Raw genomic sequence first — 13,360 nt, 5'->3', positions numbered from 1 at the left:
TGTAGTGGTTTTAAAACTTTAAAATATGATCAATAAGACCATCGCTATGTCCTAAGCTTAATTTCTTACGTAATCTATAGCGTTTAGTTTCAACACTTTTAATAGATATATTAAGTAGAGAAGCAATTTCTTTTGAAGATAAATTTAATCGTAGATAGGCACAAAAACGCAGATCGTTCGACGTTAAATCTGGATGTGTGTTTTTAATTTTTTCTAGAAAATCTTTATCAACATTTTTAAAAGCTTGCTCGAAAAAAGACCAATCTTTAGTGTCATTTAAATTATTATCTATAAGTTCAATAGCAATTGAATTATCTATATGCTTATTTTTATTAAGCTCTTTTTTAATTTTAGTTAGTAGTTTATTCTTTCTAATAATACTCATAGTAGAAATGCCTAACTCTCTATTTTTATTATCAATATCTTGATTTAATTTTTCATTTTTAATTTGCATAATCATTTGCTCGTTCTCCAATTGCTCATGCTTAAATTTTTCTATATAGTACCGTTTATAAGCTTTATGAGTTATTAAAATAATTATTAAAAGCAATAAAACATAAAAAAACAACGCCATATTTGAAAGATACCAAGGCCTATGCACTTTAAAACCATAAGATATTGTGTTTTTTGATAAAGTATTACCAACTTTAGCACGGACTTTAATTGTATAATCTCCAAACGAAAGATTTTCAAATGTTACTTGAGAATTTTCAGTCCATTTACTCCATTTAGTTGATTGGCCTACTAGCTTATACTAATATTATTACATTTTTCATGAGTAGCTTTATTTAATCATGTATTGTTTTGTTTTGTTTTAAAATTAGGTAAAAATAATTTAAAAAGAAACAAAACGAAACTTTTGATTTATTTTTAAAACAATATTGCTATTCATAAACCCCATTGAATTAAGGTTTTTTGAAATGTATTTTTTATATTAGTAAAAACTTAAAACTACATGAAAAGAATATTCTTACCTTTTTTAGTGTTAGTAATTTCATTTTTAGCATTTAAGACCTTCGAAAAAGAAACACCACATGTTGACTATAAATTAGTTGAAATTCCATCCCCTTCTTTAGAAAATGCGATTATACAACCAAGAACAACTTATAAAATTGGAATTAATCTTCCACCTTCCTATAAAAATAGTTCGGACCGTTATCCTGTAATGTATTTTTTAAATGGTTATACTGTTTATCCAGGAAAATATACAAATGAAAAATTGATTGATAGTTTAATGACAAACCAAATTATTAAAGAAATGATTGTTGTTGAGTTAACAGGTTATAATATGTTTTAAGGTACAGTTTATGCAAATTCAACAATAACAGGTAATTGGGAGGATTTTATAACAAAAGATGTAATTAATTATATGGATACTAATTATAGAACAATTCCAAAAAGAGAATCTCGCGGAATTGCTGGTCACTCCATGGGAGGTGGAGGTAGTACAAATATTAGTTTGAAACACCCCGATAAGTATTCTGTAGTGTATCTTATGAGTCCGGCTATTGGCGCTGGGGAAAAAGCAATTATTGATTCAATGTTTCCTAATGATTCTACAATGATGATTTTGGATGATCTATCACAAAAAATGGCAAAAGTTGATGCAAAAGATTTTCAAAAAGAGATTACAAAAGTTTTAGACAACTCAAACTATAATCTTTCTTGGATATTAGCCTATGGAATGGCATTTGCGCCAGATACATCCCAACCATTAAAAATGAAATTACCTTTTAACAAAAAGGCAAATGGTGAGTATGAAATAAACAAAGAAAATTATGCACTTTGGAAAAATGGATTAGGTGGTTTGGAAAAGAAAGTTGCAAAGTATAAAAGCAATTTGTTACAATACAAACATTATGCTATTGACTGTGGTTATAATGATCACCTTCAATTTATTATTGAAGGGACCACTTATTATACAAGTTTATTGGCTAAAAACAATATTCCTTTTTCTATGCAATGGCATAATGGAAATCACTCAAGTAATTTTGGTGAGCAATTAGCAAAAAGTGTTTTTCCTATAATGTCCGTTTATTTAGAAAGGGAATAATAAATTACTTTATAATGTCTCAAAATGATAATTTTTATTTAAATAAAGAAGAACCAAATAGGAGTTGTTTACTTGCTTTACGTTCAATTATTTTAAATATGGACGAACATATTTCTGAAGTTAAAAAATATGGAATGCCGTGTTTTTGTTACAAAAAAAAGATGTTCTGCTATCTTTGGACAGATAAAAAAACATTAGAACCATATATTCTCTTTGTAGAAGGAAAACATTTAAATCACCCAAAATTAGAAACTGGAACCCGTTCTAGAATGAAAATATTCAGAATTAATGCAACCAAGGATATTCCAACAAATACCATTAAATTACTTTTAAATAAAGCATTAGACTTGTACAAAAATGGAACAATTGTAATTTAATTTTCCTCAGTATTAATCTCGTTTAAAAAGAGTTAAAAACAAACTATTCCTAAAATTACTACAAAACTATTTTCTTTCTATAAATTTATTCCTTTAAATTAATATAAGACAATGTATAAGGTTTACTATGTTTGGTGTTTTTCATTCCTTTAGCAACCATTAAATCAAAATTCGAAATTATTAATTTATCTCCATAAACAATTAAATCAGCTGGTTGATCTAATGCTCCATTTGTACCATTATTATCTGGATATTGCGCTAATAATGTTACCTTTTTGTTGGTGTCAATTTTAAAAATTTGATTTTGTGCAAAACCAGCCACATATAAATTTCCTTTTAAATCAATATTAATTCCATCAGGTGCAGCAGTTATAGGTAGTTTTACATAAACTTCATCATTGCTTACGTTTCCATCTAAAGTTAATGTAAGTTTATAAATAGTTGCATCCCCCAAATTTCCAACTAATAAATCGCCTTTTTTATTAAAAACTAAACCATCTAAACCTACTTGTCTATTTGGGTTTTGTGTTATAGAAGTATAAATTAAATTTTTATCGGTTTTATCATTATTTACTTCAATATTTCTATCTGATGTTTTAAAGCGATATACACCGCCAACAACTTTTTCTTTTTTGAGTTTCGGTAATTTAGTTTGGGTAACATAAACAGCTCCTTTGTAATATCTAATTCCGTTTATTGAATTGAATCCTGAAGCAATAATTTCAGTGTTAATTAACGTATTTTTATTAAAAGTCATTCTTAAAATACGCCCTTTATTTCCTTGATTGTCACAAACATAAAGTACACCATTATCGTCATAGGCAATTCCCATTGGTTTAGACATTCCAGTTTCTTGTAAAATAGGTACATCTATTAATTTTGAAACCTCACCATCTTTTGTAACACGTACTAAAACTCCTGGTATAGCTCTGTCTGCATAATTTGGACAAGAGAGCGTTAAACTTCCATCAGGTGCAATATCAAAAGCATCTGGAGTAGGACAAAAATCCGGTAGTTCAGTAAATAATTTTGCTGATAATATGTCCATTTCTTTAACTTGACCAAACAAGTTAAAAGATGAAATTACGAAACAAGAAAAGATTAGTAAGCTACTTTTATAGAAATTCATAATGATTTTTAGTAATTAGTTAGTTTCAAAAATAGCGCATCCATAACTATAAAAATTTCTAACTATTAACTTAAAGTAACTAAATTTTACCTCTTTTCTTTTTTTCTAAAAAACTAGTTTTTTTCAGCATCAATCATTCTTTCAAAAATAACACCACCTCTAAACATTCCTTTTAAATAAGGGTGAATTTCTTTACCTAGTTCCGTTAAACTATATTCAACTCTTGGAGGAACTTCAGGAAATACTTCTCTATTTATTAAATTATCGGCCTCTAGTTCTTTTAGCTGTTTAGAAACCATACGCTCACTAATATCTGGTAAAAGACGTACCAATTCACTATATCTTTTATCTCCTTGAAAAAGATGCAAAATAATGGTGCTTTTACGTTTTCCCTTAACTACATTAATAAATGTATCAATTGGACAATAACTTTTTTTCATTTTTTTTCAGCTTCTAGACCTATAGTTTAAACAATATAGCACAAAATGTTCGTAAGTGCATAATTTGTAAGTTCTTGTATACTTTAAATTAATGGTCGAAATTTGTAACAAATTTAATAAAAACACCGTAAACAATGATGATAAATACTAAATCTACCTATAAAGCTTTTAGAGTTGAAGAAGAAAATGAGAAATTTGTTTCAGCAATAAAAGAAATTCCTTTTGAAGAATTAGCAGAAGGAGAATTATTAATTAAAGTTAATTATAGCTCTTTAAATTATAAAGATGCTTTATCAGCAAGTGGAAATAAAGGTGTAACAAGAAACTTTCCTCACACACCAGGAATTGACGCTGTTGGAACTGTAGTTTCTTCAACTTCAGAAAAATTTAAGAAAGACGAAGAAGTAATTGTTACAAGCTACGATTTAGGAATGAACACCAATGGAGGTTTTGCAGAATATGTAAAAGTTCCAGCAAGTTGGGTAGTAAAATTACCTGAAAATCTTTCAATGAAAGAAGCTATGATATTTGGAACAGCCGGCTTAACAGCTGGTATGTCGGTTTTAAGATTAACTGAAACTGTAAAACCAACAGATGGAACAATTGTTGTTTCTGGAGCAACAGGAGGAGTAGGATCTGTAAGTGTAATGATCTTAAATAAATTAGGTTATAAAGTAGCCGCAATTACAGGAAAAAAAGCTGAAAAACAATATTTATTAGATTTAGGTGCTGACGAAGTGATTTTAAGAAGTGATTTTGAAGAACTTAAAAACAGACCTTTACTAAAACCTATATTTGCTGGCGGAATTGATACTGTTGGAGGTGTAATATTAGAAAATATAATTAAATCTGTAAATCCGCTAGGAGTTGTAACAGCTTGTGGAAATGCAGCATCAATAAAACTGGATTTAACGGTTTTCCCTTTTATTTTAAGAGGAGTTTCATTAATTGGAATTGATTCTCAAAATTATCCAATGAAATACAGAGCGCAAGTTTGGAATAAATTAGCAAAAGAATGGAAAGTAAAAAATTTAGAAGCTAATAGCACTACTATCTCTTTAAACGAATTAAGTGAAAAATTAAACTTAATGTTAAAAGGCCAATTAAAAGGAAGAACTATTTTAGAAATAGTTTAAAAAATAATAAACAAAAAAAGGGTGCTAAATAATTAGCTCCCTTTTTTTTGTTTTTCAATTTCACGGCAATTTAAAATTTTGCTTCAATCCAAGACCAAGAAGAAATATCAACCTTTGTTCCTATGTTGTAAAGTCCACTTAAAATAGAATCAACTCCATCTATTTGAACATTTGAAAGGTCACCATCATCTTTCATATCAATATTTTTAGCATATCCTTCTAAATATAAATTTGTAATTGTAGCACCTGATTGCTTTTTAAACTGTAAAGCAGTTCCATCTACTGATGATATTGCAGTTACATTAACAAATTTAGGATTGTTATTAACTTTATCTCCTTCAAAAGCAGTTGAAAAACCAGCAATTGTATGAGAAATATAGGTGTTTGTTACTGTTCCGTTCCAACCTTCTGTCCAGTCAATTGAATCATCTTCATTATTTTCTAAGTAAATATTTGTTACCGAAGCAGAACCTCCAAAGAACTCAACTCCATCATCAGCGCCATCAATTACTGCTATATTTTCAATAACTGTACCTGAACCAACAGCATATAAAGAAATACCATTGTATTGAGATTCTGAATTAATTTGAGCTCCAGTACCTTTTATTACTAAATATTTAATAGATCCTGAATTATCAGTATCATCTGTACCTCCATAAATAAATCCACCAACTTCTGCTTCAGCATCAACACCTGCAGTAGTTGTTGCGTTACCACAAATTGTTAATCCACCCCAATCTGCAGGAGCAGCATTTGCAGAAGACATAATAACTGGATTATTAGCAGTTCCTTGAATATCAATTTTACCACCTTTTAAAACAGCAATATAAACATCTACACCACCTTTATCAGCCGTAATTTTAGTACCAGCTTCTATTGTTAATGTAACTCCGTTTTGAACAATATAAGAACCTGTTAAAGAATACTTAGTATTTGCTTTTAATGTTTTATTAGCCGTTAAATTACCATTTAAAACCTCTAATGCCACAAACTGACCATTAATAAAATCCCAACTAGAAATAGCTACTTTAGTTCCTGCATCATAAGCATCAGTTGTTGTTGCTGCTACTCCATCAATCATTACATTTGATAAAGCACCATCATCTTTCATATCTATGTTAGTATCATAACCACTTAAAAATAAGTTTGTAATAGAAGCACCTGACTCTTTTTTAAATTGTAATGCTGTCCCTCCTACTGTAGATATTGCAGTTAAATTATTAATTTTAGGATTTTTATTATCCTTATCTCCTTCAACAACTGTTGAAAACCCTTCAATTGTATGAGCAACATAAGCGTTATCAATTGTTCCGTTCCAACCTTCAGTCCAGTCAATTGCATCATCTTCGTTATTTTCTAAGTATAAATTGTTAACAGAAACTGATCCTCCAAAAAATTCAACACCATCATCAGAGCCATTAATTACAGCAACGTTTTCAACAATAGTTCCTGACCCAACTGCATAGAAAGACACACCATTATATTGTGATTCAGAATTAATTTGAGCTCCTGTACCTTTAATTACTAAATTTTTAATTGTTCCAGAGTTATCAGCACTATCAGTTCCACCATAAATAAAACCACCAACTTCAGCTTCAGCATCAACACCAGCAGTAGTAATCCCATTTCCACAAAGAGTTAACCCTCCCCAGTCTCCAGGATTGGCATCAATTGAAGTCATTATTACAGGATTGCTATTTGTTCCATTAATATTAATTTTCCCTCCTTTTAATACTGCTATATAAACATCAGTACCTCCATTATCAGCTAAAATTTGAGTTCCAGCTGGAATTGTAAGAGTAACACCTTCAGATACAATAAAAGAATTTGTTAATTGATAACTAGTAGAAGCATTTAATACAAAGTCTTCTTCTAATGTACCGTCCATTACCCCAACTTTTAAATTTTCAACCACAGGAGTTACCGGATTAATTATTGGTTCTGGATCATTATCATCACAACTACTTAATGTCAATAACGCAAATAACACTGTTATTCCAATAAATTTAAAGCTCGATTTTTTCATTTTTTTATTTTTAATTTTATTTAAATTATTTACTGCAAATAACTTTCTTTATTGCTACTAAGTCCTTAACTAAATATTAAGTATGTATTATGAATTTGATTGTATTTAACAGTAATGTTAAAAAATTGTTATGCTGATTTTTGAAAATAAAAAGAGACTATATTAAAAGTGAAGTTTACGCCAACATGAACTTGCTTCAGGCTTTATAAAGATTGATAATCAGTATGATTAGGCCCTAAGACAAGTTCAGAATGACAACGTTTATTACTTTTAATATAGCCTCTTTTTTAATGTAGAGCTCAAGGATATTTAGAATGTATATTTAACTCCTAAATTTAGGTTCACTCCTTTTTTGTAAGAACTAACAATTTCATTAGTTTCTATTTTAGTTGAAAGACTTTTAACTTTTTGTGATTGTTCAATACTCGGATCTAAAATATTTTTCCCAACTAATTTAATAGATAGCTTTTCACTCAATTTTTTAGTAAAAACCAAATCTAACGTTACAAAACCTTTCTCTATAATTTTATCATTATATAAAACATCGCTACTTGCAAAATCTTCTGGAGCGCCAAGTGCGTAAATTTTATCGGAAGAATAATTACCAGCCAATGTAGCTACAAATTCTTTTTCACTTTTAGTTGAATAACTAATTGCAGTATTAACTATAAAATCTGAAGCGCCTTGTAAATCAGATTTTGTTTGTCCTTTATATTGAAACTCCTCTAATAAATCTTGATTGAACCACATTTTTGTAGCATTAAAGTTTAAATTTAAACTTTTGTTTTCTTCATCAATTAATTCAAGTCTTGTTTCAAATTCTAAACCATAAACATTTGCTGTTTCCCCAGTGTTATCATAAGAAAAATTACCAGATGAACCTCTTGTTTGTGATAAGTTAATTGGATCTTCAATTTTCTTATAAAAACTCGTTACAGAAATCAATTCTTTTGAAGATGGAAAAAGTTCCCATTTTAAATCTATATTATAATTTGTTGATTCTTTTAAATCTGGATTTCCTTTTGTAACTCGCCCAACAGGTGAAACATATTCAAATGGTGCTAACTCTTTAAACTCAGGTAAGGTAATTGTTTTACTTCCTGCTAAACGGATAAAGTTATTTTCGTTTAGTTCATATTTTAAATTTAAACTTGGTAAAACATTATTGTAGTTGTTTGTTAAACTACCAACTCTACCTACATAATTTGCTACATCCCAAATAATACCAAGCTCATCGGTTTCATACCTAACACCTACATTACCAGTAATTTTATTAAAACCAAAACTAACATTTGCAAAACCAGCGTATACATCTAAATTTGCATTATAAAGATCGGGGTTTCTTTCTCTTAAAATTAACGATCCATTATTAAAGTAAATACTTTGAAATGCTTCAGACAAATTATCTATAGATGAAACTTGAAATCCTTTTGCTCTTACACCAATAAATTGAGAGGTGAAACTTCTTTCTTTTTGACGAAAATTAGCACCAAAATTTAATTTAATTGGTTGATCTGCTTCTTCATTAAATGTAATTTGATCTTTTAAATAACCATTAAGTTCAGTATCATTAATTTTCTGACTTGATTTTCTTTGTTGAAAATCTCCAACATGGGCAAATTGAACCGTTGATTCATCTAAGATATTAACCTCATTTCTTATTCTATTTGGCTCTTTTGCAATTACATAATTGTAACCTACGGCCCATTTTAATTCATTTATTTCTGAAATATTATGTTCACCTGCAATTTGATTTACCATCATTCTGGTTTGCTTTATATTTTGATCTCTCACAAAAGCACCATATTCTGATGGATCTTGATCAAAAACATAACCTTCGCCATTTCTACCTTGTTCAAATAAATTATCAATTGTTTTATTTACAAATAAACTATTATATGATATTTTATGATTTTCGTTCAATCTATATTTAAAATTTAATAAGCCCGTTGTGTTTACATTAGATTTGTAACTTTCAACATCCGTAAAAGAATTATCAAGAACATTTGATCTATATTTCTTAAAAATTCCGGTTTCATTTTTAAATGAGTTGTTATGGGTAACCGTTGCAAAAACAGCTAATTCCTTTCCAAACAATTCAATCTTTTTCCCTCCAGCAAGAGAAATTCCAAAATTTAAAGGTGTAGATCTAGTTTCTGTATTCCAACTTTGTAGTGTAACAGCATCAACTAACGCCAACGATTTTGAATAAATACCAAAACTTACATCATTAATATTTTGTGTAGCTCTAAAATTACCAAAAACCCCATTTTTTAGAACATTTGTATTTGAACCTGCAGTTAAACCAACAGTAAATTTACCGCCATTATATCCTTTTGTAGTAATATCTACATTTCCCGAAGTTTGATCTGCATAACTTTCTGTAGCGTATGTTTTACTAATTCCAACGTTTTGAATAATATCTGTTGAAAATAAATTCAAATCAATATTTTTCTTTTCAACATCATCAGACGGAATAGGCAAACCATTCATTGTTGAAGATAAATATCTATCTCCTAAACCACGAATATAAATATCACCAGAACCTTCATTTTTTGTGACTCCTGAAATTTTTGAGGTTGCAGCTGCAGCATTAGAAACTCCTGTTTTTGCCAATCTTTCAGATCCAATACTTTCTTTAATTGCAGTTGCTTTTTTCTGTTCAGATAAAAGTGCAGTTTCCGATTCTTTTTTAGAACTTCCTGTTATTTGAATTTCATTTAACGAAACTCCTTGACTTGCACTTAATGTTTTATTTAAAACTGTAGTTTCATCTTCATTTACAACTACATTTAATACCTCAATTGTTTCGTAACCAATAAAACTAAATATTACCGTGTAAGTTCCTGGATCTACTTGAAAAGAATAAGTACCTTCAAATTCAGTTGTAGTTCCTATTGTTGTTCCTTTAACAAATACATTTGCAAATGGTAATGGAGAGTTATCAACTTCTTTATCTAACACTAAACCAGAAATGGTTCCTTTTGTCTGACCAATAATTAATGTATTTACAAATACAAATATTACTATAAATAATTTTTTCATTTTCTCTTTTAATTATGGCGCAAAGAAATAATTAAAACGTAAATGAATTGTTAATCAGTGGTTATCATATGGTAATAAAAGAGTTAATTTAAAGTTAACTACTTTGAGCTGAAAAAAGCAACAGTATTTAAATTTGGAGTATCAGGTTTTGAAGCTTTTAATACTTGTTTAAGTTTTAAAACATTCCCACCTTGTATTTTAACATTTTGAATCTCAACAGTTTCATATCCAATAAAACTATAAACCAACGTATATTCACCAGGTTTAAGACTTAATTTAAATGAACCGTCAATTTCGGTTTCAACAGTTTTATTTAATTCTTTTACAGTTACTTCCGCAAAATATAAAGGTTCTCCTTCATTCTCAGCATCCAAAACAATTCCTTTCACTTCACTTTTTTGATTATAAACAGCTACTAAGGAACCTGTTTTTAGTTTTTGAGCAGTAATATTACTTGATACAACTAATAAAACAACTATAATAAAATAACGCATTTTTGTATTTTTTTTTGATAACACAAAGAACATTCTTTAATGTTAAGTAATGGTTAATTGTTGATTAACTAATCTTTTAGAAAACGTTAAGTTTCACAAAGGCAATCCTTTTTTAAACATATTTAATAGCTATATTGCGTGAAAATTTTAAATAGCTAAAAATGAATTGGAATCAGTTATTATCCTTAAAAAGATATGGTGATAAACAGGAAAGATTAAGAAATAAACAAGATGAAACTCGTTTAGGGTTTGAAGTAGATTATGATCGAATTATTTTTTCGGATTCATTTAGAAGCTTGCAAGACAAAACTCAAGTTATTCCTTTATCTAAAACAGATTTTGTTCATACAAGACTTACTCATAGTTTAGAAGTAAGTGTTGTAGCTCGTTCCTTAGGAAGAATTGTTGGAGAAAAAATAATAGAAAAATATCCTGATTTAAATGAAAAAGGATACAAAATGAATGATTTTGGAGCTATTGTCGCTACAGCAGCATTAGCTCATGATATTGGAAATCCGCCATTTGGACACAGTGGAGAAAAAGCAATTGGGGAATATTTTTTAAACGGTAACGGACAAAAACATAAAAAAGACCTTTCAGATAAACAATGGCAAGATTTTATTGATTTTGAAGGAAATGCTAACGGTTTTAGAATTTTAACTGAAACTAAAGAAGGTGTTGAAGGTGGTTTGCGTTTATCCTACGCTACATTAGGAGCATTTATAAAGTACCCAAAAGAATCATTACCTAAAAAACCAACTACACATATTGCGGATAAAAAATATGGGGTTTTCCAATCTGATTTAACCGCATTTAATAATGTTGCTAAAGAATTAGGATTAATTGCAACAGGAGAAAAAGAAAATATTGCTTTTAAAAGACATCCTTTGGCTTATTTGGTTGAAGCTGCGGATGATATTTGTTATACAATTATTGATTTTGAAGACGGTATAAACCTAGGTTTAATTGAAGAAGAATTTGCCCTTGAATATTTAATTAAGTTAGTTAAAGACAGCATTAATTCAGAAAAATACTATCAGTTAAAACATAAAAAAGATCGTTTAAGTTATTTACGTGCTTTAGCAATTGGAACATTAATTAGCGAAGCAACAAAAGTATTTTTAGAAAATGAAGCTGCAATTTTAAAAGGAGAATTTCCATATTCTCTTTTAGAAAAATGCAAATATGAAGCGCAAATAAATGACATTATTAAACTTAGTGTTGAAAAAATTTATAGAAGTCGTGAAGTTGTTGAAAAAGAACTAATGGGTTATTCTATAATTGCTAAATTGTTGGATGTATTTTTAACCGCTTCCAATCATAAGTTTGAAAACAATATGTCTAATTATGATAAATTAATTTTAAACTTATTGCCTGAAGGTTTACAAAAACCAAAAAAAACACTATATCTAAGGCTTTTAGCTATTTCTGGATTTGTAGCAAGTTTAACCGATGGTTTTGCATTACAACTCTATAAAAAAATAAATGGTTAGTATTATTGAACATAAAAATTAGGTTTTTTAATTAACCTTTCTTAAAACACGAGCAGCTTCTTTATATTTTATATAAGTAGATTTATCATCTAATCTTCTTAAATATTTTTTAGACTCTTCTAACCTTAAAAATGCGTTTGGAATACCATTTAATACACAAATCATAAGATTTGTTGGTAATTCTTCTAAATCCATTAATTCAGTTTTAGTTAGGTCAATATTTTTCTTTAGCTTATTTAAAATAGCATTACAATTATTAAAAATATGATATAAATCTTTTTTATTGAATTGAGGCGGATTAAATAAAAACTCGGTTGCTATATCGTGTTTTCCATTTTCTTTAAAGTTGATTATTGTTTTTTCGAAAGGATGAAAATCAAATTCGTCTTTTATCCTTAAAAAAACATACTCAGTAATTATAAAAGATTGATTATTATATTCAATTTTAACTTCATCTAATGCAGAATAAAATAGCCGTACTTGTTCGTTTATTAATTCAATATCAACTCTTGAATAAAATATTTTATCTTCAACTATTTTCTTTTTACCTGCCCAACAAAGCACAAATTGCTCATTAAACACTTTGTAAGTAGGGTTATATTCTGGCTTATGTCTTTCAAAAAAATCAAAAACCCCATCTAAAGTCAACTTAATATTATTGCTTGCATTTTTCTCTAAAGCTTCAACAACCTCTTTGTTGGTGCTTTTTAACTCATAATTTCCAAATGTATGCATAGAATTACTTCCTCTTCTATAAAAAACCAAGCCTTTATTATATTTCCAAATGGATCTTTTTAAAGATGTAACCTTATTAATTGGGTTTATAGTAACTAAGCCAACAACTTTATGCCTTGGCAATCTTGGAAATGGTATATTTTCATAATGAATTATTGGTGGATTTTCAAAATAAGAATTTATTAGATTTTGAATTTTACTATCATCAAAAAAATCAACACCTTCAATTTTATTGAATTGATCTTCAACACCAATTACTATATAAGAATTATTATCAGGATTTGAATTAGATAACGCACAAACATGTTTTAAAAATTTAGCTTTCCCTTCTTTTGTACCTAATGAAATTTTTCGCTTTTTATCATAAAAGCTGTTTTCATCGTTATGGGCTAATAAATTTTTAATTAGTAAACGCTTATTTATCATTATCCT

Annotated in this window: 10 protein-coding genes and 2 pseudogenes; 4 read left to right on the top strand and 8 right to left on the bottom strand. The window is 28.5% G+C overall.

The features are described from left to right. Positions 1–10: 10 nt before the first annotated feature. Both DAD81_RS21010 and DAD81_RS21125 read right to left on the bottom strand, forming a co-directional pair. The gene (locus DAD81_RS21010) at positions 11–475 is read right to left on the bottom strand and encodes a helix-turn-helix transcriptional regulator (RefSeq protein ID WP_245949176.1); all 465 of its coding nucleotides are present in this window, start codon (positions 473–475) and stop codon (positions 11–13) included. 165 nt (positions 476–640) lie between these two features. Next, positions 641–742, bottom strand: a pseudogene (locus DAD81_RS21125) (triple tyrosine motif-containing protein); the annotation flags it as partial. Between the two features lie 213 nt (positions 743–955). Here DAD81_RS21125 and DAD81_RS21000 point away from each other — a divergent pair. Together DAD81_RS21000 and DAD81_RS05180 are read left to right on the top strand one after the other, a co-directional pair. Beyond that, a pseudogene (locus DAD81_RS21000) lies at positions 956–2,053 on the top strand (alpha/beta hydrolase-fold protein). Between the two features lie 14 nt (positions 2,054–2,067). After that, on the top strand, positions 2,068–2,430 hold the full coding sequence (locus tag DAD81_RS05180) for a DUF1801 domain-containing protein (RefSeq protein WP_111707171.1): 363 nt from the start codon (positions 2,068–2,070) through the stop codon (positions 2,428–2,430). Positions 2,431–2,515: 85 nt separating this feature from the next. Here DAD81_RS05180 and DAD81_RS05175 read toward each other — a convergent pair whose 3' ends face one another. Then, the gene (locus DAD81_RS05175) at positions 2,516–3,478 is read right to left on the bottom strand and encodes an SMP-30/gluconolactonase/LRE family protein (protein WP_111707386.1); all 963 of its coding nucleotides are present in this window, start codon (positions 3,476–3,478) and stop codon (positions 2,516–2,518) included. Between the two features lie 194 nt (positions 3,479–3,672). Further along, on the bottom strand, positions 3,673–3,999 hold the full coding sequence (locus DAD81_RS05170) for a winged helix-turn-helix transcriptional regulator (RefSeq protein ID WP_111707170.1): 327 nt from the start codon (positions 3,997–3,999) through the stop codon (positions 3,673–3,675). A 134-nt stretch (positions 4,000–4,133) separates the two neighbouring features. Here DAD81_RS05170 and DAD81_RS05165 point away from each other — a divergent pair, with 134 nt between their 5' ends. Beyond that, entirely contained in the window at positions 4,134–5,135 is a 1,002-nt protein-coding gene (locus DAD81_RS05165) for a YhdH/YhfP family quinone oxidoreductase (RefSeq protein WP_245949175.1), read from the top strand. 70 nt (positions 5,136–5,205) lie between these two features. On the opposite strand, the gene DAD81_RS05160 is transcribed toward DAD81_RS05165, so the two are convergent. The 3 genes from DAD81_RS05160 to DAD81_RS05150 all read right to left on the bottom strand — a co-directional run bounded on the left by DAD81_RS05160 (position 5,206) and on the right by DAD81_RS05150 (position 10,700). Further along, positions 5,206–7,161, bottom strand: coding sequence for an autotransporter outer membrane beta-barrel domain-containing protein (locus DAD81_RS05160; protein ID WP_111707168.1), 1,956 nt, complete (start codon positions 7,159–7,161; stop codon positions 5,206–5,208). 309 nt (positions 7,162–7,470) lie between these two features. Continuing rightward, on the bottom strand, positions 7,471–10,206 hold the full coding sequence (locus DAD81_RS05155; RefSeq protein ID WP_111707167.1) for a TonB-dependent receptor: 2,736 nt from the start codon (positions 10,204–10,206) through the stop codon (positions 7,471–7,473). 98 nt (positions 10,207–10,304) lie between these two features. Beyond that, entirely contained in the window at positions 10,305–10,700 is a 396-nt protein-coding gene (locus DAD81_RS05150) for a carboxypeptidase-like regulatory domain-containing protein (RefSeq protein WP_157961082.1), read from the bottom strand. Between the two features lie 161 nt (positions 10,701–10,861). Between DAD81_RS05150 and DAD81_RS05145 the strand changes: the two genes are divergently transcribed. Next, the gene (locus DAD81_RS05145; protein ID WP_111707165.1) at positions 10,862–12,193 is read left to right on the top strand and encodes a deoxyguanosinetriphosphate triphosphohydrolase; all 1,332 of its coding nucleotides are present in this window, start codon (positions 10,862–10,864) and stop codon (positions 12,191–12,193) included. A gap of 27 nt (positions 12,194–12,220) precedes the next feature. On the opposite strand, the gene DAD81_RS05140 is transcribed toward DAD81_RS05145, so the two are convergent. After that, positions 12,221–13,354, bottom strand: coding sequence for an ATP-binding protein (locus DAD81_RS05140; protein ID WP_111707164.1), 1,134 nt, complete (start codon positions 13,352–13,354; stop codon positions 12,221–12,223). Positions 13,355–13,360: the final 6 nt, after the last annotated feature.

Source organism: Lutibacter citreus (assembly GCF_003260195.1).
Lineage (GTDB): Bacteria > Bacteroidota > Bacteroidia > Flavobacteriales > Flavobacteriaceae > Lutibacter > Lutibacter citreus.
Note: the sequence above shows the minus strand (reverse complement) of the source record. Positions and strands in the feature narration are given on the sequence as shown.

Bases quoted from the DNA above. Each gene is read 5' to 3' on its own strand.
- DAD81_RS05160 (WP_111707168.1), bottom strand. From the start codon at position 7,161: ATGAAAAAATCGAGCTTTAAATTTATTGGAATAACAGTGTTATTTGCG.
- DAD81_RS05145 (WP_111707165.1), top strand. From the start codon at position 10,862: ATGAATTGGAATCAGTTATTATCCTTAAAAAGATATGGTGATAAACAG.
- DAD81_RS05165 (WP_245949175.1), top strand. From the start codon at position 4,134: ATGATGATAAATACTAAATCTACCTATAAAGCTTTTAGAGTTGAAGAA.
- DAD81_RS05170 (WP_111707170.1), bottom strand. From the start codon at position 3,999: ATGAAAAAAAGTTATTGTCCAATTGATACATTTATTAATGTAGTTAAG.
- DAD81_RS05150 (WP_157961082.1), bottom strand. From the start codon at position 10,700: ATGCGTTATTTTATTATAGTTGTTTTATTAGTTGTATCAAGTAATATT.
- DAD81_RS05155 (WP_111707167.1), bottom strand. From the start codon at position 10,206: ATGAAAAAATTATTTATAGTAATATTTGTATTTGTAAATACATTAATT.
- DAD81_RS05175 (WP_111707386.1), bottom strand. From the start codon at position 3,478: ATGGACATATTATCAGCAAAATTATTTACTGAACTACCGGATTTTTGT.
- DAD81_RS05180 (WP_111707171.1), top strand. From the start codon at position 2,068: ATGTCTCAAAATGATAATTTTTATTTAAATAAAGAAGAACCAAATAGG.
- DAD81_RS05140 (WP_111707164.1), bottom strand. From the start codon at position 13,354: ATGATAAATAAGCGTTTACTAATTAAAAATTTATTAGCCCATAACGAT.